This is a genomic window from Rhodococcus sp. NPDC003383, from assembly GCF_053589115.1.
Map to the genome: position 1 here is coordinate 65,343 of NZ_JBSFRG010000023.1, position 21,870 is coordinate 87,212.

The 21,870-nt window shown below is 69.0% G+C and carries 22 protein-coding genes; 15 read left to right on the plus strand and 7 right to left on the minus strand.

What is annotated here, in order from left to right:
- Positions 1–4: 4 nt before the first annotated feature.
- Positions 5–616: a flavodoxin family protein gene (locus ACWDTS_RS19615; protein WP_450109240.1), complete on the minus strand. Its 612-nt coding sequence runs from the start codon at positions 614–616 to the stop codon at positions 5–7.
- A gap of 96 nt (positions 617–712) precedes the next feature.
- Here ACWDTS_RS19615 and ACWDTS_RS19620 point away from each other — a divergent pair, with 96 nt between their 5' ends.
- From ACWDTS_RS19620 to ACWDTS_RS19675, 12 genes are all read left to right on the plus strand, one after another.
- Positions 713–3,190 (plus strand): HAD-IC family P-type ATPase, encoded by a 2,478-nt coding sequence (locus tag ACWDTS_RS19620; RefSeq protein WP_450118851.1) that lies wholly within the window; start codon positions 713–715, stop codon positions 3,188–3,190.
- 59 nt (positions 3,191–3,249) lie between these two features.
- Positions 3,250–3,546 (plus strand): antitoxin, encoded by a 297-nt coding sequence (locus tag ACWDTS_RS19625; protein WP_450109242.1) that lies wholly within the window; start codon positions 3,250–3,252, stop codon positions 3,544–3,546.
- Between the two features lie 70 nt (positions 3,547–3,616).
- Positions 3,617–3,805, plus strand: a complete 189-nt coding sequence (locus ACWDTS_RS19630) for an antitoxin (protein WP_450109243.1) — start codon at positions 3,617–3,619, stop codon at positions 3,803–3,805.
- Positions 3,806–3,984: 179 nt separating this feature from the next.
- Positions 3,985–5,619 (plus strand): Na+/H+ antiporter, encoded by a 1,635-nt coding sequence (locus ACWDTS_RS19635; RefSeq protein WP_450109244.1) that lies wholly within the window; start codon positions 3,985–3,987, stop codon positions 5,617–5,619.
- Between the two features lie 68 nt (positions 5,620–5,687).
- Positions 5,688–6,371, plus strand: a complete 684-nt coding sequence (locus ACWDTS_RS19640; protein ID WP_450109245.1) for a hypothetical protein — start codon at positions 5,688–5,690, stop codon at positions 6,369–6,371.
- Positions 6,368–6,970 carry a hypothetical protein gene (locus tag ACWDTS_RS19645; protein ID WP_450109246.1) on the plus strand — a complete coding sequence of 201 codons (603 nt, stop codon included), beginning with the start codon at positions 6,368–6,370 and terminating at the stop codon, positions 6,968–6,970. Before ACWDTS_RS19640 ends, ACWDTS_RS19645 begins: the two co-directional genes overlap by 4 nt.
- A gap of 273 nt (positions 6,971–7,243) precedes the next feature.
- On the plus strand, positions 7,244–8,461 hold the full coding sequence (locus tag ACWDTS_RS19650) for a sensor histidine kinase (protein ID WP_450109247.1): 1,218 nt from the start codon (positions 7,244–7,246) through the stop codon (positions 8,459–8,461).
- A 32-nt stretch (positions 8,462–8,493) separates the two neighbouring features.
- A complete protein-coding gene (locus ACWDTS_RS19655) occupies positions 8,494–9,276 on the plus strand; it encodes a LytR/AlgR family response regulator transcription factor (protein ID WP_197250907.1) in 783 nt (260 codons plus the stop codon).
- Positions 9,273–9,641, plus strand: a complete 369-nt coding sequence (locus tag ACWDTS_RS19660; RefSeq protein WP_197250908.1) for a hypothetical protein — start codon at positions 9,273–9,275, stop codon at positions 9,639–9,641. The genes ACWDTS_RS19655 and ACWDTS_RS19660 overlap by 4 nt, the downstream gene beginning before the upstream one ends.
- Before the next feature lie 6 nt (positions 9,642–9,647).
- Complete coding sequence (locus tag ACWDTS_RS19665) at positions 9,648–11,456, plus strand: sodium/solute symporter (protein WP_450109248.1); 1,809 nt, start codon at positions 9,648–9,650, stop codon at positions 11,454–11,456.
- A gap of 190 nt (positions 11,457–11,646) precedes the next feature.
- Positions 11,647–11,937 carry a DUF485 domain-containing protein gene (locus tag ACWDTS_RS19670; RefSeq protein ID WP_197250921.1) on the plus strand — a complete coding sequence of 97 codons (291 nt, stop codon included), beginning with the start codon at positions 11,647–11,649 and terminating at the stop codon, positions 11,935–11,937.
- Positions 11,934–13,571, plus strand: coding sequence for a solute symporter family protein (locus ACWDTS_RS19675; RefSeq protein ID WP_197250910.1), 1,638 nt, complete (start codon positions 11,934–11,936; stop codon positions 13,569–13,571). The genes ACWDTS_RS19670 and ACWDTS_RS19675 overlap by 4 nt, the downstream gene beginning before the upstream one ends.
- Before the next feature lie 136 nt (positions 13,572–13,707).
- Here the strand turns inward: ACWDTS_RS19675 and ACWDTS_RS19680 are convergent, their stop codons facing one another.
- The 3 genes from ACWDTS_RS19680 to ACWDTS_RS19690 all read right to left on the minus strand — a co-directional run bounded on the left by ACWDTS_RS19680 (position 13,708) and on the right by ACWDTS_RS19690 (position 17,151).
- Positions 13,708–14,703 (minus strand): linear amide C-N hydrolase, encoded by a 996-nt coding sequence (locus ACWDTS_RS19680; RefSeq protein ID WP_450109249.1) that lies wholly within the window; start codon positions 14,701–14,703, stop codon positions 13,708–13,710.
- 160 nt (positions 14,704–14,863) lie between these two features.
- Positions 14,864–15,967, minus strand: a complete 1,104-nt coding sequence (locus tag ACWDTS_RS19685) for a CaiB/BaiF CoA transferase family protein (RefSeq protein WP_450109250.1) — start codon at positions 15,965–15,967, stop codon at positions 14,864–14,866.
- Positions 15,964–17,151, minus strand: a complete 1,188-nt coding sequence (locus ACWDTS_RS19690) for an acyl-CoA dehydrogenase family protein (protein ID WP_450109251.1) — start codon at positions 17,149–17,151, stop codon at positions 15,964–15,966. Before ACWDTS_RS19690 ends, ACWDTS_RS19685 begins: the two co-directional genes overlap by 4 nt.
- A gap of 144 nt (positions 17,152–17,295) precedes the next feature.
- On the opposite strand from ACWDTS_RS19690, the gene ACWDTS_RS19695 reads away from it, so the two are divergent.
- Together ACWDTS_RS19695 and ACWDTS_RS19700 are read left to right on the plus strand one after the other, a co-directional pair.
- Complete coding sequence (locus ACWDTS_RS19695) at positions 17,296–18,303, plus strand: LacI family DNA-binding transcriptional regulator (RefSeq protein WP_450109252.1); 1,008 nt, start codon at positions 17,296–17,298, stop codon at positions 18,301–18,303.
- 149 nt (positions 18,304–18,452) lie between these two features.
- Positions 18,453–19,052, plus strand: coding sequence for a TetR/AcrR family transcriptional regulator (locus ACWDTS_RS19700; protein ID WP_450109253.1), 600 nt, complete (start codon positions 18,453–18,455; stop codon positions 19,050–19,052).
- 9 nt (positions 19,053–19,061) lie between these two features.
- Here the strand turns inward: ACWDTS_RS19700 and ACWDTS_RS19705 are convergent, their stop codons facing one another.
- Together ACWDTS_RS19705 and ACWDTS_RS19710 are read right to left on the minus strand one after the other, a co-directional pair.
- The gene (locus ACWDTS_RS19705; RefSeq protein WP_450109254.1) at positions 19,062–19,325 is read right to left on the minus strand and encodes a WhiB family transcriptional regulator; all 264 of its coding nucleotides are present in this window, start codon (positions 19,323–19,325) and stop codon (positions 19,062–19,064) included.
- Between the two features lie 329 nt (positions 19,326–19,654).
- Positions 19,655–20,287 carry a maleylpyruvate isomerase family mycothiol-dependent enzyme gene (locus ACWDTS_RS19710; protein WP_450118852.1) on the minus strand — a complete coding sequence of 211 codons (633 nt, stop codon included), beginning with the start codon at positions 20,285–20,287 and terminating at the stop codon, positions 19,655–19,657.
- Positions 20,288–20,511: 224 nt separating this feature from the next.
- On the opposite strand from ACWDTS_RS19710, the gene ACWDTS_RS19715 reads away from it, so the two are divergent.
- Positions 20,512–20,943: a type II toxin-antitoxin system Rv0910 family toxin gene (locus tag ACWDTS_RS19715; RefSeq protein ID WP_450109255.1), complete on the plus strand. Its 432-nt coding sequence runs from the start codon at positions 20,512–20,514 to the stop codon at positions 20,941–20,943.
- Positions 20,944–20,946: 3 nt separating this feature from the next.
- Here the strand turns inward: ACWDTS_RS19715 and ACWDTS_RS19720 are convergent, their stop codons facing one another.
- Positions 20,947–21,858 carry an ABC transporter substrate-binding protein gene (locus ACWDTS_RS19720; protein ID WP_450118853.1) on the minus strand — a complete coding sequence of 304 codons (912 nt, stop codon included), beginning with the start codon at positions 21,856–21,858 and terminating at the stop codon, positions 20,947–20,949.
- Positions 21,859–21,870 lie beyond the last annotated feature (12 nt).

Here is a 21,870-nt window from a genome sequence, read left to right on the forward strand (position 1 = left end):
GTCCTCACTCGGCCGACGGATACGGATCCTTCAGCAGTACGCGGGCGAGATGCGCCGCGTTGCGGGCGAGGGTCGCCGTCGCCGAGGCGACCGCGTCGGGCACGGAGTCGAGGTCGTTGTAGTCACCGGGCGTCATCGCTTCGCCGTTCCAGTACGTGCACCCCTGCGCCGGGATCGTGTACCCGCAGTCGTCGAGCGCCTGGAACAGACTCGCCACGATCGCGTGTGCCCCGTCCTCGTTGCCGACCACCGCCGCGACCGCGACCTTCCCGAACAGGATCGGGCGGCCCTCGTCGTCCGTCTCGGAGAGTTCGGCATCGAGTCGTTCGAGCGCCCGTTTGGCCACGCTCGACATCTGGCCGAGCCACGTGGGGGTCGCGATCAGCAGGATGTCGGCGTCGAGGATGCGCCGTCGGACGTCCGGCCATCGGTCGCCGTTCCCCATATCGGCCTCGACGCCGGGACGGATGTCGAGATCGACCAGCCGGATCGCCTCACCGGTCACGTCGTACTTGCCGAGCTCGGCGAGGACGTGTTCGGTGATCAGATCGCTGCTCGACGCGGCCGGGGACGGCTTGAGCGTGCAGACCAGTGCGAGCGCCTTCAGAGATGTCATGCCGTCGCGGGTACCCGTGCCGCTTCGCGGGTGAAACGCGGTCCTGCCGCTCGGTGCGCGATCGCAACTTCCCCGCGCTGGCATAGCCTGTTCTTCATGTCAGTTGAAGAGCCCACCGCGGTCGTCGGTGCCGGTGAGACGGTCGTGACCGATCCCGCCCATGTCGCCGGCGGCCTGACCACCGAGCAGGTCGCCGAACGTGTGGCGCGGGGCGAGACGAACGACGTTCCCGATCGCGCGTCCCGGTCCGTCAAGGACATCGTCCGCGCGAACGTGTTCACGCGGATCAACGCGATCCTCGGTGTGCTGTTCCTCATCGTGCTGTCCACCGGCTCGATCATCGACGGCATGTTCGGCCTGCTGATCGTGGCGAACAGCGGCATCGGAATCATCCAGGAGATCCGCGCGAAACGGACCCTGGACAAGCTCGCGATCGTCAGCCAGACCAAGCCGGTCGTACGGCGCGACGGACGATCCGCCGAGCTCGCCCCGCGCGAGGTGGTGCTCGACGACATCATCGAACTCGGTCCCGGCGACCAGTTGGTGGTCGACGGTGTCGTCGTCGAATCCGAGGGCCTCGAGCTCGACGAGTCGCTGCTCACCGGCGAATCCGACAACGTCGACAAGGCGCCCGGCGCGACGGTGATGTCCGGCAGTTTCGTCGCGTCGGGCAGTGGTGCCTACCGTGCGACGAAGGTCGGTCGCGATGCCTACGCGGCGCGGCTGGCCGAGGAGGCCAGCAAGTTCACGTTGGTGCACTCGGAACTGATGGCCGGCATCAACAAGATCCTGAAGTTCATCACCTACCTGATGATCCCGGCGGGTCTGCTCATCATCTACAACCAGCTGTTCTCGAGCGGCGAGTCGCTCGGTCCCGCGCTGAGCGGCATGGTGGCCGCGCTCGTGCCGATGGTTCCCGAAGGCCTCGTGCTGATGACGTCGATCGCGTTCGCGGTCGGGGTGGTCCGGCTCGGGCAGCGCCAGTGTCTCGTGCAGGAACTGCCGGCCATCGAGGGCCTGGCCCGCGTCGACGTGGTGTGCGCGGACAAGACCGGAACCCTCACCGAGAACGGGATGCGGCTGGCCGAGATCGTGCCGATCGACGGCGCGGACGAGAACACGGTCCGCGCCGCGCTCGCGGCGATGGCCGGCGACGATCCGCGCCCGAACGCGAGTGTCGCCGCGATTGCGGAGGCCCTGCCCGACGATCCGGGTTGGGGTGCGGCGACCGCGACCGCCCCGTTCTCGTCGGCGAAGAAGTGGAGCGGCCAGTCCTACGGTGCCCACGGCAACTGGCTGCTCGGCGCCCCCGACGTGCTGCTCGATCCGGCATCCGACGCCGCCCGCAAGGCCGAGGAGATCGGCGCGCACGGGCTGCGGGTGCTGCTGCTCGCCGAGAGCGACCGTCCCGTCGAGGACGAGGCCGCGCCGGGCGTCGTCACCCCGCGTGCGCTGGTAGTGCTCGAGCAGCGGGTGCGGCCCGACGCGAAGGACACCCTCGAGTACTTCGCCGGGCAGAAGGTCGACGTCAAGATCATCTCCGGTGACAACGCGGTGTCGGTCGGGGCGGTCGCGTCGTCGCTGGGTCTGTCGAACGGGGATCGGCCCGTCGACGCGCGCACCCTCCCCGAGGACCGGGACGAGCTCGCCGAGACCGTCGCGTCCGCGACCACGTTCGGCCGCGTGCGACCCGATCAGAAGCGCGCGATGGTCGGGGCTTTGCAGTCGCGTGGGCACACCGTCGCAATGACCGGCGACGGCGTGAACGACGTGCTGGCCCTCAAGGACGCCGACATCGGAGTCGCGATGGGCTCGGGCAGTCCCGCCACCCGCGCGGTCGCGCAGATCGTGCTGCTGGACAACAAGTTCGCGACCCTGCCGCACGTGGTGGGGGAGGGCCGCCGCGTCATCGGCAACATCGAACGGGTTTCCAACCTGTTCCTCACCAAGACGGTGTACTCGGTGCTGCTGGCGTTCTTCGTCGGGGTCTCCGGGGTGCTGTCGCAACTGTTCGACTTCGATCCGCTGCCCTATCCGTTCCTGCCGCGGCACGTGACGATCGCCGCCTGGTTCACCATCGGCATCCCGGCGTTCCTGCTGTCGCTGGCCCCGAACAACGAGCGTGCCCGGCCCGGGTTCGTGCCCCGCGTGATGCGGCTGGCGATTCCGTCGGGCGTGATCATCGGTGTTGCGACGTTCGTCTGCTACGTGCTCGTGTACGGGGGACCGGAGCAGACCGAGCAGCAGAAGATCCAGGCCGGCACGTCCGCGCTGATCACCCTGATCATGATCGCGCTGTGGGTGCTCGCAGTCGTCGCCCGGCCGTATCAGCTGTGGAAGATCGTGCTGTTGATCGGATCGGTGCTCGGCTACGTCATCCTGTTCACGGTGCCGTTCTGCCGCGAGTTCTTCGCGCTGGACCCCTCGGACCTCGGCTACACGACGATCGCGTTCGTGTGCGGCGCCGTCGGTGTGTTCCTGGTGGAGGTCTCGTGGTGGGTCACCGGGCGTCTGCACGGCGAGCACCGCCGCCTGTTCGCCGCCCCGGACGATCTGCTCCCGGGCGTACACTGACCGGCGTATTGCGAACACCCTCGGCAAGAACCGTTCCGCTTCGACGGAAGGAACAGCAGATGGGCTTCATGGATACGTTGAAGGGCTTGTTCGGCAAGGGCAAGGACTATGCCGCCCAGAATCCCGACAAGGTCGGTTCGGCCATCGACAAGGCCGGCGACCAGGTGGATCAGAGGACAGGCGGCAAGTACGCCCAGCATGTCGACAAGGCGCAGGACGCGGCGAAGAAGCACCTCGGTGCCACCGGTGGCCAGGACGCGGGCACACCGCCGCCGGGTGCGCCGCCGGCCCAGCCCCCGACCCCGCCACCCGGGACGGAGCAGCCCGGCCCGCCGCCGGGACCCGGTTCCGGATAGCGTTCCCGGAGATCCTGCGTCGGGTGTGGCAGGCTTCCTTTCGCTCGGTACCCAAACGAAAGGAAATGCCGTGGGCTTCTTGGACAATGTGAAGGGCATCGTCGACAAGGGCAAGGAACTCGCCGCCGATCACCCCGACGTGGTGAACCAGGCGATCGAGAAGGCCGGCGACCTCGCGGACGACAAGACCGGTGGCAAGTTCTCCGGCCAGGTCGATGCGGCGGAGAACGCCGCGAAGAACGCCCTCGGCACTGCCTGATCCGACATGGCTCGCGTGCGCCGGAATCGACCGGCGCGCGTGAGCCGCGCAGCGGTCGGACACGCGCACACGTACGGACGGGTGCGCGTGTCCGCTAGCTGCGCGAATCCTCCCGATCCGGCGTCCTGACCGAAACGACCGACCGCCATCGCCGCGCGTGGCAGAGCAGAATCGTTGCCGTGAACGGGACCTGGATACTGTTCGTCGTCATCGCGGCGATCGCCGTCACCGGACTGGCGACCCGGCGCAATCTGCAGGCGCCGCTGGTGCTCGTCGCGATCGGTGCGGCCGCGTCGTTCATCCCCGGACTGCCCCGGCTGGAACTGCAACCCGAGGTGATTCTCGGTGTCGTGCTTCCGCCGCTGCTGTATTCGGCCGCGCTGCGGTTCTCCGTTCCCACCTTCCGGCGCTACCTGTCGCCGATCCTGCGGCTCGGCATCGTCACCGTCCTCGCGACCGCCTTCGCGGTGGCGTTCTTCGCGGAATGGCTCGTCCCGCAGCTGACGTTCGGCGCCGCACTGGTGCTCGGTGCGGTCGTCGCCCCCACCGACGCGGTCAGTGCCGTCGCCGTCGGGCAGAAACTCGGACTGCCGAAACGGGTCATCGCGGTACTCACCGGGGAAGGGCTCGTCAACGACGCGACCGCCCTGACCCTGTTCACGGTCGCGGTGTCGACGGTCGCCGGCACCCGGGTGTTCTTCGACTCTCCGGTCATGTTCTTCGGCTACGAGGTGGCCGGCGGTGTCGCCGTCGGACTCGTGCTCGCGGTGGTGGTGCATCAGGTCCGGCTCCGCATGTACCACTCACCACTGGAAACGTCTCTGGGACTGGTGCTTCCGTTCACCGCCTATCTCGCGGCCGAGGAGATCCACGCGTCCGGGGTGCTCGCCGTGGTCGCCGCCGGCCTGTACATGGGGCACCGCGCCACCGACGCATCGGTGAACACGCGGATCCAGGAACGCTACGTGTGGGAGAGCCTGGATCTCCTGCTCGAGATGTTCGTCTTCGCGTACATGGGACTGCAGCTGAAGTTCGTGCTCGACGACGTCACCGACCACGGCTACGACGTCGCTCTCGCGCTGCTGTACGCGCTCGCGGTGCTCGTCGTGGTCATGGCGGTGCGGCCCGCGTGGGGCCTGCTGAACTGGGGACGTCGCCGCGTCACCCGCGACATCGGGCTGGTCCGGCTGGGCCGCGACCGGTTGAGTTTCCGCGAACACCTGGTCGTTTCGTGGGCGGGGATGCGCGGTGTGGTGACCCTCGCCGCCGCCGGTGGTATCCCGTTCGTGCTCGAGTCCGGCGAACCGTTCCCGGGTCGCGACATCATCCACCTCATCGCGCTGGTCGTCGCCGTCGGAACCCTGCTCATCCAGGGTGCGACCATGCCCGCCCTGATCCGCAGGCTCGACGTGCACGACCCGTACGAGCGGCTGCGCAACGAGGAGCAGCGTGCCCTCGCCCGATCCATCGTCGAAACCGCCGCTCGCGGCGAACTCCGGAACCTCGCGGAGCGCCCACCGTCCGGGTTCGACGCCGAGTCCGTGCGCCGCATCCTCGAACGGGTGCGTCGGTCCGTCCAGGCCCGCGTCGACGCCCAGGCCGTCGAGTCGGAGAACGAGGACGACCGCAACCTCGACGCCAGCGCACTGTTCGACGAATTCCGGCGATCGATCCTGCGCGCCCAGCGCACCGCTCTGATCGCCGCGCGCGACGAGGGAACCCTGGACGACGAAATCCTGCGCGTCGAACTCGAAAGCCTCGACGTCGAGGAGGCCGCCGCGGAGGAACGGATCGACCGCCGCGGCCGGACGTGAGCGGCCCGGCAGAAATCGGGTAGTGCACTACGCGTGCGCCCCGGACGTCGCCGGAAGACGCTGGGAACATGCGAAATACGGGGACGACGAGCAGGCGGCGGGGAACGGCTGCCGCGATCGGCATGGGCCTGGCTGCGCTCGGTCTCGTGTTCCTCGGCGCGACCCGCGCCGGGGCATCGCAGGACCCCGACTCGGGTTCGTGCTGCGTGTCGACCACCACGGTGACCGAGACGGTGTACGTGCCCACGACGGTGTACGAGACGGTGTACGTACCCACGACGGTCTACGAGACCACGACGGTGTACGAGACGACGACCGAAACCGTCACCGAGACCGTCGAAGTGGGTGGGACCGCAACCGAAACCGTCACCGAGACCGTGATGGAGAACCAGGCGCAGCCACCGGACACGGTCACCGAAACGGTGACGGTCTCGGCCGGATCGCCGGTCACCGTGGCCTCGCCGCCGGACCCGCCCACCCCCGCGGCCGGTACTCCCGCTCCGAAGAACACGGTCACGGTGGCACTGACCGGACTCGGCGCCGGAGCGGGCGCACTCGCCGGCGCGGTGCTGGTCACCCGGCTCCGCCGGCCGGGTGAACGCCGCAGCGGACGAAGGACCCGGGAGGTGCGCGCGGTCGCCCGGCCCGACCGGAATCCGCGGACCACGGTCGAGGACCGGGCGGGCCCGGCGGTCGGGATCGACTTCCGTGCCCGCTCGTGGGACATCCGGACGACAGGAGACAACCCATGACCGATCCGAACGCGATCACCGCGCGCACCGTGTTGCTGCCGGGCGTTCCTCCGGACCGGTCGGCCGCGGCGGTGGCCGACGTCCTCGGCCGGTTCGGCGCTGTCCGTGCCGCGGTGAGGGCGCTGAACGCGCTCACCCCGGATGTGCTCACCGCCGTCGACGCGGAGGTCGCCGCCGCGGTCGCCGAACTCCTGGAGGTCGGCCTCGACGACCTGTTCGCGCAGGGCTGGCAGCGCTACCGGCGGTTGCGTGACGCGGCCACCACGTCCCTCACCGGCACGAAACAGCTTGTGCCGCTGGACAGCACGCGGATCACGGCGAACCAGCATCCGTCCGTCGAACTGAGCCTCGACGGCGTGCTCGTCGGTCGCGTCGACCTCGACCTGACCGCCGAATACGACCTCCACGGTGTCGTCGCGGTCGTCGAATCCGGCGCGCTGACCGCCCTGCGCTTCGGGGAGTGCGACGTCGCCGTCACGTTCGCGGTGCGGCCGGTGGGTACCGTGCTGCAGCGTCGAAGGACCTTCTCGGTGGGAGCGCTCGCGCCGATGAGGGAACCGGTGCCGCTCGTCGGTTCCGCGCGGGCACGACCCGCCTGACGCGTTGCGGCGGTCCGCGGCGTCCGGCGTCATGGGGCATTTTGCCCGATCCCCATTTCGGCGCACCTGTCGCCCAATCGCCGCCCTCGCCCCCTTCCTTCCGAGCGAATGTACCGCTCGTCTCCTTCAACCGACTGAGCGATACATTCGCTCGGAAAAGAAGGATCGGGAGACACGCCCTAGGTTTGTATGCATGATCGCGACCGACCTGTTCGAGCATCCGCGCCTGTTCGAGCATCCACGCCTGCAGCGCCCGGCCCGGTGGGGTGAGCAGTGACCGGCACTGTCGTCGTCGCGCTCGTCGTGGTGGCCGCGCTCCTGGCCGGCGGTATCGCCGCGGTGTGGGCACGGACCCGTCGCGTCGTCACCACCCCCGCCGAACGCGCCGTGCACGCGACGCTGCACACCGCCTCGCTCGCCGCGCGACCGCTGCGCCGCGGACTCGACGCGACCTCCGCGCAGGAGGCCGCGCCGCAGCTGCGGACCCTCACCGGCGCGCAGGCCGTGGCACTGCTCGACGCCGACGGCAATCGGCTCGCCTGGCACGGGTTGTACGAGGGACTCGCCGCCCAGATGCACGACGCCGCTGTCCGCGCGATCGAGGGGGAGCGCCGCGTGCTCGTCGGCCACGGCGATCTGGTGCGCGGACCCGAAGAGCTCGCGGCGCGGGCGCTGATCGCCCAGCCGCTGATCATCGACGGCGTCGGTGTGGTCGGGGTGCTCGGCGTCGTCACCACCACCGAACCGGGCCCGGCGATGCTCGGGGTGCTCGCCGAGGTCGCGGGATACGCGTGCAGCCAGATCGAACTCGCCGAGCTCGACGCGTCCCGCGCGCGGCTGGACCGCGCGGAGGTTCGTGCGCTACGCGCCCAGATCAGCCCGCACTTCATCTACAACGCCCTCAACACGGTTGCCTCGTTCGTGCGCACCGACCCGGACCGGGCTCGCGAACTGTTGCTCGAGTTCGCGGACTTCACGCGGTATTCGTTCCGTTCCGCGGGCGAGTACACGGTGCTCGCCGACGAGCTGCGCAACATCGACCGGTATCTCACGCTCGAACGTGCCCGGTTCGGCAATGCGCTCGACGTGCGGTTGCAGATCGCCCCCGAGGTCCTGGGGGTGGTGCTGCCGTTCCTCGCGTTGCAGCCGCTGGTGGAGAACGCGGTGCGGCACGGCATCGCCGGGAAACCGACGCGCGCCGGCACCATCAGCATCGTCGCCGCCGACGAGGGCACCGACTGCGTCATCAGTGTCGAGGACGACGGCATCGGCATGGACCCGGAACTCCTGCGCTCGGGTTCGCTCGACGCGGTCGCGGACCGCGAGGACAGCGGCGTCAAGGAGTCCGCGCACGTGGGCCTGGCGAACGTCGACGACCGGTTGCGGGCGGCGTTCGGCAACGATTACGGCCTGGTCGTCGAGACCGCACCGGGCGCCGGCACCAAGGTCAGCATGCGGGTGCCGAAGTTCCGGCCGGGGATCCGACCGTGACCGGCGGCGGGGCATGGCACGATGATTCCGTTGTGAACGACAATCCGGAGTCCCTCACCGTGCTGGCGGTCGACGACGAGCCGCCTGCCCTCGACGAGCTTGCCTACCTGCTGCGCCGGCGCGACGAGATCGGCTCGGTTCATACCGCGGGCGACGCGACCACCGCGCTGCGGCTGCTGCGCGACGGTGGCATCGACGCGGTCTTCCTCGACATCAACATGCCCGGGCTCGACGGCCTCGAGCTCGCGGGGATCCTCCGCAACTTCGCGCAGCCACCGTCGGTGGTGTTCGTGACCGCGCACGACGACCGCGCGGTCGCGGCGTTCGACCTGGGTGCGGTCGACTATCTGCTCAAGCCGCTGCGCGAGGAACGGCTCGCCGAGGCGGTGCGGCGGATCGCCGAACGCCGCCGCAGCAGCAGCGACCAGGGCGGCGCTCCGTCGTCGTCCGACGAGGTGATTCCCGTCGAACTCGGCGGGGTCACGACGCTGGTGCCGCGGTCGTCGGTGCGGTGGGTCGAGGCCGACGGCGACTACGCGCGCCTGCACACCGCGACCGGTTCCCATCTGGTGCGCATCCCCATTTCGACGCTCGAGAGCCGCTGGGCGGACGCTGGGTTCCTGCGGGTACACCGGTCGTACCTGGTGGCGCTGCCGCTGGTGACGGGCATCCGCAGTGTCGGATCCGGCCTGGTGGTGTGCCTGCGGCCGGAGGGGGACCAGCAGCCGGTGGAGCTTCCGGTCAGCCGCCGCCACACCCGGGAACTCAAGGACCGGCTCATCCGCGGTCCCATGCAGACCTGGACGGCCCGATGAGCACCGCCGGTCCGCCGCCGCGGGAACGGGTGGTGCTCGCGCAGCGGCGCGGAGCCCGCATGGTCCGCACCCGCGTCGAGGTGCAGCAGCAGACGCAGATCGGCGACGCGATGGTGCGCGGCCTCGTCCGGGCGCAGCTCGGGCTGGCGTTGCGGCTCGCGCTCGTCGCGGTGTGTTTGCTGGGGGCGCTGCCGGTGCTGTTCGCCCTGGTTCCCTCGCTCGCGGAGGTGACGCTGCTGGGGCTGCGGCTGCCGTGGTTGCTGCTCGGTGTCGTCGGCTATCCGGTGCTGCTCGGCATCTCGTGGCTGTACGTGCGGCTGGCCGAACGCAACGAGCAGGACTTCACCGACCTGACCGACGACTGAGCCGCGATGGGCACCGGTTCGATTCCCGTTCTCACCGTCGTCGGCCTGATCGCCGCTGCCGCCGCGACCGTCGCGATCGGCATCTACGGCGTCCGCCTGGCGCGCACGACCTCCGACTTCCTCGTCGCGTCGCGCACGGTCGGGCCGCGCTGGAATGCCGCGGCGATCGCGGGGGAATACCTGTCCGCCGCATCGTTCCTCGGTGTCGCCGGGCTCGTCGCGAAGTACGGCGCCGACGCCCTGTGGTATCCGGTGGGCTTCGCCGCAGGCTATCTGGGCCTGTTGCTGTTCGTCGCCGCACCGCTGCGCCGGTCCGGCGCCTACACGGTGCCGGACTTCGCCGAGTTCCGGCTCGGCACGCGCTGGGTGCGCACCCTCGCGATGATCGTCGTCGCCGTCATCTGCGTGCTGTACCTGGTGCCGCAGTTCCAGGGGGCGGGACTGACGCTGAACATCCTGCTGGGGCTGCCCGAGTGGGTGGGTGTGGCCGCGGTCGGGGCGATCGTCGTCGGCAACGTCGTCGGCGGCGGCATGCGGTCGATCACGTTCGTGCAGGCGTTCCAGTACTGGCTCAAGCTCACCGCGGTCGCGTTGCCGGCGCTGGTACTCACCCTGCATTTCCTCGCCCACGACCGGGTCCTGACCGAGGCGGTGCCGCCGACCGTCACCGATCGCACCACCGTCGACATCACCACCGATGTGATCGTGCAGGTGGGGGAGCCGCTGCAGGTCGACGTCACCGGGCACATCGACGGCCGGCCGGTCGCCGGTCCGGTGCTGCTCGCGCCGGGCCAGCACGAGCTGTCGTCGGGAACCGAGCTGGTGCTCGCCGCCGGCTCGCCCGTTCCGGTCGTTGCGGGTGCGCCGCCGGACAACGACTCGTGGGCCTCACCCGGAAACGGATTCGGCGGGGACTACCCGATGTTCCAGGTGTACTCGCTGATCCTCGCGACGTTCCTCGGCACGATGGGCCTGCCGCACGTGCTCGTGCGGTTCTACACCAACCCCGACGGCCGCACCGCGCGGGTGACCTCGCTCGCCGTGATCGCCCTGGTCGGCATGTTCTACCTGTTCCCGACGCTGCTCGGCGTCTTCGCGCGACTGTATGTGCCGCAGTTGCTCATCACCGGACGCTCGGACGCGGCGGTGCTGCTGCTGCCCGGATCGGTGCTGAGCGGGTGGGGTGGGCAGCTGCTGGCCGCGCTCGTCGCCTCGGGTGCGATCGCCGCGTTCCTGTCCACGTCGTCGGGCCTGCTGGTCAGCGTCGCGGGCGTGCTGTCGACGGATGTGCTGCGTGGCCGGGTCCGGGACTTCCGGATCGCGGCGGTGCTCGCCGGGATCGTGCCGCTCGCGTTGTCGCTGTCGGTGACGTCGCTGGACCTGTCGCGTTCGGTGGGCCTGGTGTTCGCGGTGGCGGCGTCGACGCTGTGCCCGCTGCTGATCCTGGGTATCTGGTGGCGGGGCCTCACCGCGGCCGGGGCCGCCGCGGGGATGGTGCTCGGCGGGCTGGTGTCCGGGACCGCCGCGATGGTGGTGGTGCTCGCACCCATCGATCCGGATCGCGGCGGCTGGCCGGCGGTGCTCGTCGGCTACCCGGCCGCGGTGAGCGTGCCGCTGGCGTTCCTGGCGATGGTGCTGGTCTCCCTCGCCACCCGCCGGTCGGTTCCCGCGGACGTGGGGCGCACCTTCTCGCGCATGCACGTCCCGGAACGGCTCGGCATGGGCCGCGACCGTGAGATCGGCGCATTCGGTGCGGGCGCGTCCGGTGCCGATAAATCCGTTTCGGGGGATCGGACGCGCCGTTCGTCGCGGTGAGTCGACCGCTCGGCGCACGACACGACAGCTCGGCGTGCGATCGGACCGCACTCCTTATGCGTGTGACCGTCGTCTCATTACCGTCTGTTCTCACTACAACTCACAAACCGAGGAGTCGGCAGTGACCACAGTCAAGAGTGGGCTCGACGCGCCGGTACGGCGCGAACCCACACCCCAGGACTTCGTAGCCATGCAAGCGAGCCCGGAATTCCAGGAATTGCGTAGCCGGTTGCGGCGGTTCGTGTTCCCGGTGACGGTGTTCTTCCTCGCCTGGTACGGGGTCTACGTACTGCTCGCGACGTACGCCGCCGACTTCATGGCGACGAAGGTGATCGGCAACATCAATCTCGGCTTGATCCTGGGCTTCGGTCAGTTCGTGACGACGTTCGTGATCACCGCCCTCTACGTGAAATTCGCAGGACGCGAGCTCGATCCTCGGTCCGCCGCGATCCGTGAAGAGCTGGAAGGACCGGCCCAGTGACCGTTCTCGCGCAGAGTGGGACCGCCGATGTCGGCAACCCGCTGATCAACATCGCGATCTTCGTCGCGTTCGTCGTCGTCACCATGGGCCTGGTCATCAAGGCCAGCCGCACCACCAAGAAGGCCTCGGACTTCTACACCGGCGGTGGCCAGTTCTCCGGCCCGCAGAACGGTTTCGCGATCGCCGGTGACTACCTGTCGGCCGCGTCGTTCCTCGGAATCGCCGGTGCCATCGCCGTGTACGGCTACGACGGCTTCCTGTACTCCATCGGCTTCCTCGTCGCGTGGCTCGTCGCGCTGCTGCTCGTCGCCGAACTCCTGCGCAACACAGGGCGTTTCACGATGGCCGACGTGTTGAGCTTCCGGCTCAAGCAGCGGCCGGTGCGCATGGCCGCGGCGCTGTCCACCCTCGCGGTCTCGCTGTTCTACCTGCTCGCCCAGATGGCCGGTGCCGGTGGCCTGGTCGCGCTGCTGCTCGACATCCACGACAAGGCCGGTCAGGCGATCGTCGTCGCGGTCGTCGGTGTGCTCATGATCGTGTACGTGCTCATCGGCGGCATGAAGGGCACCACCTACGTGCAGATGGTCAAGGCCGTCCTGCTCGTCGCCGGCGCCGCGATCATGTTCGTCCTCGTGCTATTCGCCGTGCGCGGCAACTTCTCCCAGCTGCTCGCCGACGCGCAGGCCATGGCGTCGAACTCCTCGGACGCGGCGGTCGCCGGTCGCGACATCCTCGCTCCGGGCGCGAAGTACGGCATCAGCGACATGACCCGCATCGACTTCGTCTCGCTCGGTATCGCCCTGGTGCTCGGCACTGCCGGCCTGCCGCACGTGCTCATGCGCTTCTACACGGTGCCGACCGCGAAGGAAGCCCGCCGCTCGGTGACCTGGGCGATCGCGCTCATCGGTGCCTTCTATCTGTTCACCCTGGTCCTCGGCTACGGTGCCGCGAAGCTGGTCGGCCCGGACGTCATCCTGAACGCCCCCGGCAAGGAGAACGCGGCGGCTCCGCTGCTGGCCTTCGAACTCGGCGGCACCCTGTTCCTGGCGATCATCTCCGCGGTCGCGTTCGCCACGATCCTCGCGGTCGTCGCGGGTCTGGCGATCACCGCGTCGGCGTCCTTCGCCCACGACATCTACGCCAGTGTCATCAAGCGCGGCAACGCAACCGAGGACGAGCAGGTGCGGGTCTCGCGCATCACCGTCGTCGTCATCGGCCTGATGTCGATCGTGCTGGGCATCCTGGCGATGGGGCAGAACATCGCCTTCCTGGTCGCCCTCGCGTTCGCGGTCGCCGCCTCGGCGAACCTGCCGACGCTGCTGTACTCGCTGTTCTGGAAGAAGTTCAACACCACCGGTGCACTGTTCAGCATCTACGGCGGTCTGATCAGCTGCCTGCTGCTGATCGTGTTCTCCCCGGCCGTGTCCGGCAAGCCGTCGTCGATGTTCCCGAACGCCGACTTCGCGCTGTTCCCGCTGTCGAACCCCGGCATCGTGTCCATCCCGCTGGCCTTCGTCCTCGGCATCGTCGGCACCTACGTCGGCCGCCGCAAGGTGGAGGATCCGTTCAAGCAGGCCGAGATGGAGGTCCGCTCGCTCACCGGTGTCGGTGTCGAGAAGGCGGTCGCCCACTAGAGACAGTCGCCCACAGGAGAACCCTGGCGGCGAACCCCTTCGGTGCCGCGCTCCCAGACCCGGGAGCGCGGCACCGTCGCGTTTCGGGTTCCCTGCTGTTCCGGTTCTGCCACTGCGCAACCGGCAGTTCGAGGACCTACTGTGCAGCCGGAAGTTCGAGGAACTGGAGCGGGGCGGTGTCGACGAACCGGTCCGTGACGTTGCCGCCGAGCCCACCTTCGAGTGCGGTGTCGCCGAGCAGATCGAGCTTGCGCGCCGGCGCACCCTCGGTGAAATCCAGCTCGGAGAGGTCGACCCACAGGACGTTCGGGCGCGTCGTCGACGCGAACACGTAGCGTCTGCCGGTCAGGTCACCCACGGTCTGCCAGATCGTCTGTGACGCATAGGGTTTGTCCGGATCCGGAACCCGGAACGGCTGCGCCGCATTGCGGATGACACTGAACATCCCGGCGACGGCCTCCACGCCGCTCTCGGGTTCGGGAAGCCGGCCGACGTAATAGGCGGCGCGGGCGAACCTGTCGGCGGCGTCCGTGGTACCGGGCAACGGCTTGTCGCCACCGAATCCCTCGACCTCGCGGAGCAGTTCGAGCTGCTTGTCGTAGGTCGGTGAATTCGTCATCACCTGATAGCTGCGGTCGTGCCAGACGGTGGCCTTGCCGTCGACGTACTCGACGATCGCCGAATCACCCGTCGCATCGTCCAATGCGAGATGCACCGTGGGTACCTCGCCGGTGGCCGGGTCGCCGAGAGGAACGACCTGCACCTCGGTCTGCTCGATCCACGCCGCAGCCTCCGCGACCGTGGCGAAGTTGTCCAGGAAGTACTGCATCCACACGGCCATGCTCAGCGCCGGCCGGGACGGGTCGTACGTTCCGTAGTCCGACTCCGCGAGCCAGAGGATGTGTCCCGACAGGCCGGCCTCGTTCATGCCGTCGACGGTCATCATGTCGAAGGCCGCGGCCACGACGCTGCCGAACTTCGACGTCCAGGTCAACGAGCCGCCGACGCCGTCCCGCCGGTCGATTCCGCGCGGCAGGGACCACAGATTCGTCCCCGTGTCGCGGTGATAGTCCATGTTGCGGCCGACGAGTACCGATCCCGCCGCATCCGGCCACACGACCCTGGTGCACATGTCTTCTCTCTTTCCCGCCCGCCGGGCACATGCGTATCGAATAGGTTGGGAACATCGAGGGGCGTATTCGACTGTGGCACATTCGCCACCGACGCCGGGCGAAACGGCGCGAACCGTCACCCGGCGTCGGTGTTGTAGGCGTTGGAGAAGCTGTCGAGATCTAACCGAGGCGAGGCGGCGCCGTGCGGTACGTCGCGGGGGTGGCGCTGAGCCGGATCGGGTTGGCGATCTGGCGGAGCGGAGCGTCCCGGTCCGGATCGTCGATCGACACGACCGGCGACAGGCCGAGGCGCTCGGCGAGGGCGACGGCGTCGGCGATGTCGTTGAGCGGCCCGCACGGCACGCGTGCCGCGGTGAGGGCGTCGAACCAGGCGTCGGCGGTGTTCGTCGACAGCAGTTCGTCGAGGATCTTCGTCAGTTCCTCGCGGTTCGCGACGCGTGCGGTGTTCGTCGTGAACCGGTCGTCGGATGCGAGTTCGGGCGCCCCGAGAACCTCTACCAGCGAGGCGAACTGGCGGTCGTTGCCGACGGCGAGGACGAACGGCCGGTCCGCGGTGCTGAACACCTCGTAGGGTGCGATGCTCGGATGCCGGTTGCCCATGGCCTTCGGCACTACGCCGGCCGCCACATAGCCCGACGACTGGTTCGCCAGCGCCGACAGCAGCGACGACAGCAGGTTCACCTCGACGCGCTGGCCCTCACCGGTCCGGTCGCGGTGCCGAAGCGCGGCGAGAATGCCCAGCGCAGCGTGCATTCCGGTGATGACGTCGACGACCGCGACACCGACCTTGGTGGGGGTCGCCGGGTCGGGCCCGGTGATGCTCATCAATCCGCCGACCGCCTGGATGAGCAGGTCGTAGCCGGGCAGGTTGTTGTTGCCGCCGAACCCGGTGATCGAGCAGTACACGATGTCGGGGTTGAGTTCGCGGGCCTGCTCGTAGCCGAGGCCGAGCCGATTCATCGTGCCGGGCAGGAAGTTCTCGACGACGACGTCGGCGCGGGCGACGAGGTTACGGGCCTCGTCGAGCCCCGCCTCGGTGGTCAGGTCGATCGACACCGACCGCTTGTTCCGGTTGACACCCAGGAAGTACGTCGACTCGTCGCCGACCCACGGCGGACCCCAGTGCCGGGTGTCGTCGCCGAAGCCCGGGCGTTCGACCTTGACGACCTCCGCCCCGAGGTCGGCGAGCAGCATCGTGGCGTAGGGGCCGGCGAGCACGCGACCGAAGTCGGCGATCACCAGCCCGTCCAATGCCCCTGTCACCGGAAGGCTGCCTCTCCGGTCAGGGCCTTGCCGATGGTCAGCTGGTGGACCTCGGAGGTGCCCTCGTAGGTCAGCACCGATTCGAGGTTGTTGGCGTGCCGGATGACGGGGTATTCGAGGGTGATGCCGTTCGCACCCAGGATGGTCCGGCACTCGCGGGCGACCGCGATGGCCTCGCGGACGTTGTTGAGCTTGCCCAGACTGACCTGCTCGGGGGCGATCTCGCCGCGGTCCTTCATCCGTCCGAGGTGGTAGGCGAGCAGATGGCCCTTGCCGACCTCGAGCGCCATGTCGGCGATCTTGGCCTGGGTGAGCTGGTAGCCGGCGAGCGGCTTGTCGAACACCTCGCGGGACTGCGAGTACTCGATCGCGGTCTCGAGGCAGTCGCGGGCCGCGCCGATCGCACCGAAGACGATGCCGAAGCGGGCCTCGCCGAGAGAGGTCAGCGGTCCGCGCAGGCCCTTGGCCTTCGGCAGCATCGCCGAGGCCGGCAGGCGCACGCCGTCGAGGACGAGTTCCGAGGTGACCGAGGCGCGCAGCGACAGCTTGGAGTGGATCTCCGGGGCGGAGAAGCCGGGGGTGTCGGTGGGGACGACGAAGCCGCGGATGCCCTTGGCGCCCTCCTCGAGGTCGGTCTGAGCCCACACGACGGCGACGTCGGCGACGGACCCGTTGGTGATCCACATCTTGGTGCCGTTGAGGATCCAGTCGTCACCGTCGCGCTTGGCGTTGGTGCGCATCCCGGCCGGGTTGGAGCCGAAGTCCGGCTCGGTCAGGCCGAAGCAGCCGATGGCCTCGCCGGCGGCCATGCGGGGGAGCCATTCCTGCTTCTGCTCCTCGCTGCCCCAGTGGTGGATGGAGAACATCGCCAGCGAGCCCTGCACCGAGACGAGGCTGCGGATACCGGAGTCGACGGCCTCGAGCTCGAGGCAGGCCAGGCCGTAGGCGGTGGCGCTCATGCCGGCGCAGCCGTAACCCTCGAGGTGCATGCCGAGCACGCCGAGCTGCCCGAGTTCCTGCGCCAGCTCACGCGCCGGGATCTTCGCTTCCTCGAACCACTGGGCCACGTGCGGACGGATGCGCTCGTTGCCGAACTTGCGAACGGTGTCGCGGATGTCGATCTCCTCCTGCTCGAGCAGGGAGTCGAGGGCGAAGAGCTGGGTCAGCGACTGGGGGTTGGACATGACTCTCTCCGGGGGTCGAGGAACGTTTGTCATAACGTTTGCGAGAACGTTTGCACGAACGATTGCGTGCCCTACGCTAAGGGGCGTGCTCCGGGCTCGTCAACCCGGAACTCGAACTCGATGCGAAACGAGCAGGAGAGCCGAATGTCCCGTCCCGACCGTGCGCCGACGCTCAAGGAGATCGCCGAGCGTGCCGGCGTGCACGTCTCGACGGCCTCCCGCGTGCTGCGCCAACCCGAACCGGTCGACGGCTGGTCCGAATCGGCCCTGCGCGTGCGGGAGGTCGCGGCCGAGCTCGGCTACCGGCCGAATCTGTGGGCGGCGAGCCTGCGCACCCGCAAGACGACCACGCTCGGCGTCGTCATGCCGCGGCTGACCGACGGGGTGGTCGCGACGACCTACCAGGGCATCGAAGAAGCCGCGACGAAGGCCGGGTACTCGGTCCTGCTGTCGAGCCCGCCCGACGACCTCGAGGCGCAGCGCCGTGCGATCACCCTGCTGGTCGGGCGGCAGGTGGACGGACTGTTGCTGAGCAGCCTGCACATTCCCGGACGCCCGTTCGTCGAGTCCCTGGGGCTCGGGCAGCTGCCGATCCTGACCGTGACCCGGCACGCCGACGCGGGACTGCCGTTCGTCGTCGGTGACGACTACCGCGGCGGAGCGCTCGCCGCCCGGCACCTGCTCGATCGCGGCTACACCGACCTCGCGATCATCGCCGGTCCCGACCATGCGAGCACGGCCCGGGATCGGCGCGACGGTTTCCTCGACACCTTGCGCGAGGCGTCGGTGGAGGTCCCGGCCGGCCGGATCGTCCCGTCGAGCTTCGACGTCTCCGGCGGCGTGGAGGCGGGCCGGGCGCTGCTCGACCGGCCCGATCGGCCCCGCGCGATCTTCGCGGTCAGCGACACCATCGCCATCGGCATCCTCGGCGTCGCCCGCGACCTCGGGCTGTCCATCCCGGACGATCTCGCCGTCGTCGGCTACAACGACATTCCCGTCGTCGCGCAGCTGCCGGTTCCGTTGACCACGGTCCGCTCGCCCGCGCACGACATCGGGGTCGCGGCCGTCCGCCGCCTGCTCGACCTGGTTCGCGACGGTGACGCCGAGTCGATGCGGCTGCCCGTGGAGCTGGTGGTACGCGCCTCGAGCTGATGCGCTGCCGGGGCATGCGCAGGCAGCCCCAGGGCGAATGTGCCTCCGTGACGATGCGTGCCTTCGGCCGAGGTCGCATCGTTTTCGGAGCGATAGGATGTCCGGGCGACAACGGAGACCCGTTCGAATTGTGGAGGTGGACAGCGCGCATGCCCTCGCCGCGCAGGATCGGGGCTCCCGATGCGAAGAATCGGACGGTCCTGCTGGACGCCGCCGAGAAGGTCATGCTCGAGCACGGCTATGCGGCCGTCTCGTCCCGCCGCGTCGCCGAGCAGGCCGGCCTCAAGCCGCAGCTCGTGCACTACTACTTCGTGAACATGGACGAGTTGCTCGAAGAGGTGTTCCGGCGCCGCGCCGAACAGGGCCTCGAGATGCAGCGGAAAGCGCTGGCATCCCCGCAACCGCTGTGGGCACTGTGGCGGTACAGCAGCAACCCGTCCGGGGTGGCGCTGACGATGGAGTTCATGGCGATGTCGCGGCACCGGCCCGCGCTGCGGAAACTTCTCGCCGACTACTCCGAGCGGTTCCGGCGCGACCAGGCGGAGGCGATCGAGGTGCTGCTCGACCGGTACGGCGTTGCGCACGAGGATTTTCCGCCCGTCGTCGCGTCGGTCCTCACGACCAGTCTGTCCCGTGTCGTCGTGATGGAGGAATCGCTCGGCTTCACCCTCGGCCACGCCGAAACCATCGAGCGCGTGGAACGATGGCTCACCGCGGTCGAGGGTGAGTGGGGCAGCCCGAAGCGATAGACCGAGCGGTCAGCGAATCATCTTGCCGCGGCGGTATTCTCGTCCTCCCCACACGCCCGTCTGGGCGGTCGCGATTGCGTAGCTGCCGCATGCCGCGGCGATGGGGCAGCGGCCGCAGATCTCGGCCGCGTAGTCGAACGACTCGCTCGGGTCGGGGAACCAGCGGTCCGGGTGCCGGTCGCCGCGGCAGGCGGCAGCCGACCAGTCCGCGTCGTCGGTGGTCGGCGGGTGCTCGGCCAGGTACGTGGTCACGGCGGTGGGTGAGCGGCGCATGACAATCGACAACCTCGTTCTCTCGCAATGCAAGTGGTGATGGTCGAGGCGTGATGGTCCCGCGACGGCCGAGAAAGGCCGATGGTCACCGTGACGGTGGCGAAAAGCTCGGGGCGCACACGCCCCGAGGCGGGGCGTCAGTGGACGCGGACTCCGGTGTTCCGACCGGGATTTTCGAGAACTCGATCCAGGAAACGAATCTTCTTCTGCGACATGCGCTGCGAGTGCGAAGCGGTGTGCATCGGAGTTCCTTTCCGGTCGAGTTCGTCTGTTCCGGTCGCCCAGTGTGCCATGTCGAAGCGCGGAGGTGTGGGAATTTTTCTTCGGTGTCAGATTCGGGGTTCGATCCGGGAACGCAGTGTCGCCACTCCGGGACCGTCGAGTTCGTCGGCGACGCCGGAACGACCGGCCATCGCCATCAGCAGTGCTTCACCGGGCCCGTGGATCTCGGGTCCTCGTCCCGTGGCCCAATCGACGTCCGTGGCGACCAGTCGAAGGCCGTGGATCCGCCGGGATGCACCGATGGGCGGCGCGAAACGTGCGAAGCGGAGAGCGGGTTCGAGCCGCTCGGCGGGAATCTCTCGCGGGATGGCGAGCGGGCGGCGAATGTCCTGCTGGTGGACCATCCCGTCCACGAGCGCGACCCGGCCGCCGAAGGCGGTGGTGAGTCCTCGCGGTTCCAGGTTCCGGTCGAGCAGCTCGATCAGCTGCTGCGGTCCGAGTCCGCGCTGGTCGGCGAGTCCGATGTCGTTGGCGCGATCGAGCTGCAGCCGGCTGCGAGCCAAGCGGCGCACGAGTTCGACCGCGCCGAGTTCCTCGTAGCTGAGCATGTGTGCCACGACGTCGCGGACGGTCCAGCCCGTGCACAGTGACGGGGCGTTCCATTGTTCGGGCGTGAGCGAACGCAGGAGTGTTGCGAGTTGGGTCCGCTCGGCACGGGCCAATTTCTTCACGTCGTACATGTGGGCTCCCGGTGCAGTAGTGACCACTGCTGTATCTCCGGCCGGCTCCCGAATGCGCTCGCCGTGTCGGAATCCGCTCGGACTGCAGCGTGAGCGAATTCGTACTCGGCGCGTCGTTCGTCGGCCGGTCGCGTGCTCGCAGCGTAATACGACGGGCCGACACGAAACGGGGATCCGCGAAGCGGGCTGGCGAGACGGCCGGATCGGTGTCTACGCTTCCGCGCATGGCGAAACTCGAGGTCACCACCCGCGTCCCGCTCGATCCGGAACGAACCTGGGCCACCGCGTCGGACCTGCACCGATTCGACGAGTGGCTCACCATCCACGACGGCTGGCGCAGCGAGCTGCCCGAGGAGCTGACGGTGGGTACGACCGCCGAATCCGTGGTGTCCGTCAAGGGACTGCGCAACCGGGTCGCGTGGAAGGTCGAGGAGATCGATGCCCCGCACCATCTGGTGCTGCGCGGAAACGGCAAGGGCGGAACGAAGTTTCGGCTGCTGCTCACCGTCACCGGAACCACCGGCGGGTCGGACCTGTCGCTGAACATCGACCTCGGCGGGGCTCCGCTGTTCGGGCCGATCGGGTCGGGTGTCGCGCGCACTCTGCGCGGCGATCTCGAGGCGTCGTTGCGGAAATTCGCCGAACTCTACGGCTGACGACTATTCGAGGACGGGCGCTCCGCCGGTTCCGGCGAGCCACTGCGTCGCGAACTCGTCGAGTGTCCCGTCCGCGTAGAGGCTGTCGATCGCGGCCGACACACACGGCGTGAGCGGACTGTCCTTCTCGAGCACCATGCCGAAGAACTCGGTGACCTCGTTGGGCCGCGGGAACTGACCGACGACCACCGTGCCGGGAATCTGCTCGGTGATCTGGAACCCCGTCGGCAGATCCACCACGATTCCGTCGACCGTCCCGTCCGCGAGGGCGGACTTGGAGTCGTCGGTGGTCTCGAAGGCCACGGGTTCGGCGGCGGCGTGGATGGTGTCGGTGATGGCGAGCAGGCTCGTCGAACCCTGTTGCGCACCCAGTTTCATCCCGGACAGGTCCGCCAGCGAGGTGGCGGCTGCCGCGGGGCTGCCCTGTCGCGCCACGATCGCCTGCCCGACCGCGTAGTACGGGGACGACAGGTCCACCGCGTCGCGGCGGGTGTCGACGATCGTGACCTGTCCGAGCGCCGCGTCGAAGGTCTTGTCCCCGGGCGCGATCATCTCGTTGAAACCGACCCGCTCGATGCGGACCTGCTCGGGGGTGTAGCCGAGTCTTTCCGCGACCGCGGCGGCGACCGCACCTTCGTACCCCCGGCCGTTGGCGGGATCGTCGTCGACGAACCACGGAGCGTAGGCGGGATCGTCGGTGGCGAGGGTGAGTACCCCGTCGGTGTGGGTGGTGCGGGAGCCGGGTCCGCAGTCGTCGATCGCGTCGGTGGGTGGGATCCGGGTCGTCGCCGGTGCGAGTGACGTGGTGGTCGCGGGGACCGGATCCGGTTCCGGCGATGCGGTGCAGGCGGCCGGAATCGCCGCGACGGCAATGATCACCGCCGCAGCGCGCAGGCGTCGCAGCGGGGACAACACGGGGCAATACTG

Coding starts and splice junctions, on each gene's coding strand:
- ACWDTS_RS19615 (WP_450109240.1), bottom strand. CDS start 616: ATGACATCTCTGAAGGCGCTCGCACTGGTCTGCACGCTCAAGCCGTCC.
- ACWDTS_RS19620 (WP_450118851.1), top strand. CDS start 713: ATGTCAGTTGAAGAGCCCACCGCGGTCGTCGGTGCCGGTGAGACGGTC.
- ACWDTS_RS19625 (WP_450109242.1), top strand. CDS start 3,250: ATGGGCTTCATGGATACGTTGAAGGGCTTGTTCGGCAAGGGCAAGGAC.
- ACWDTS_RS19640 (WP_450109245.1), top strand. CDS start 5,688: ATGCGAAATACGGGGACGACGAGCAGGCGGCGGGGAACGGCTGCCGCG.
- ACWDTS_RS19645 (WP_450109246.1), top strand. CDS start 6,368: ATGACCGATCCGAACGCGATCACCGCGCGCACCGTGTTGCTGCCGGGC.
- ACWDTS_RS19660 (WP_197250908.1), top strand. CDS start 9,273: ATGAGCACCGCCGGTCCGCCGCCGCGGGAACGGGTGGTGCTCGCGCAG.
- ACWDTS_RS19665 (WP_450109248.1), top strand. CDS start 9,648: ATGGGCACCGGTTCGATTCCCGTTCTCACCGTCGTCGGCCTGATCGCC.
- ACWDTS_RS19670 (WP_197250921.1), top strand. CDS start 11,647: ATGCAAGCGAGCCCGGAATTCCAGGAATTGCGTAGCCGGTTGCGGCGG.
- ACWDTS_RS19680 (WP_450109249.1), bottom strand. CDS start 14,703: ATGTGCACCAGGGTCGTGTGGCCGGATGCGGCGGGATCGGTACTCGTC.
- ACWDTS_RS19690 (WP_450109251.1), bottom strand. CDS start 17,151: ATGTCCAACCCCCAGTCGCTGACCCAGCTCTTCGCCCTCGACTCCCTG.
- ACWDTS_RS19695 (WP_450109252.1), top strand. CDS start 17,296: ATGTCCCGTCCCGACCGTGCGCCGACGCTCAAGGAGATCGCCGAGCGT.
- ACWDTS_RS19700 (WP_450109253.1), top strand. CDS start 18,453: ATGCCCTCGCCGCGCAGGATCGGGGCTCCCGATGCGAAGAATCGGACG.
- ACWDTS_RS19705 (WP_450109254.1), bottom strand. CDS start 19,325: ATGCGCCGCTCACCCACCGCCGTGACCACGTACCTGGCCGAGCACCCG.
- ACWDTS_RS19710 (WP_450118852.1), bottom strand. CDS start 20,287: ATGTACGACGTGAAGAAATTGGCCCGTGCCGAGCGGACCCAACTCGCA.
- ACWDTS_RS19715 (WP_450109255.1), top strand. CDS start 20,512: ATGGCGAAACTCGAGGTCACCACCCGCGTCCCGCTCGATCCGGAACGA.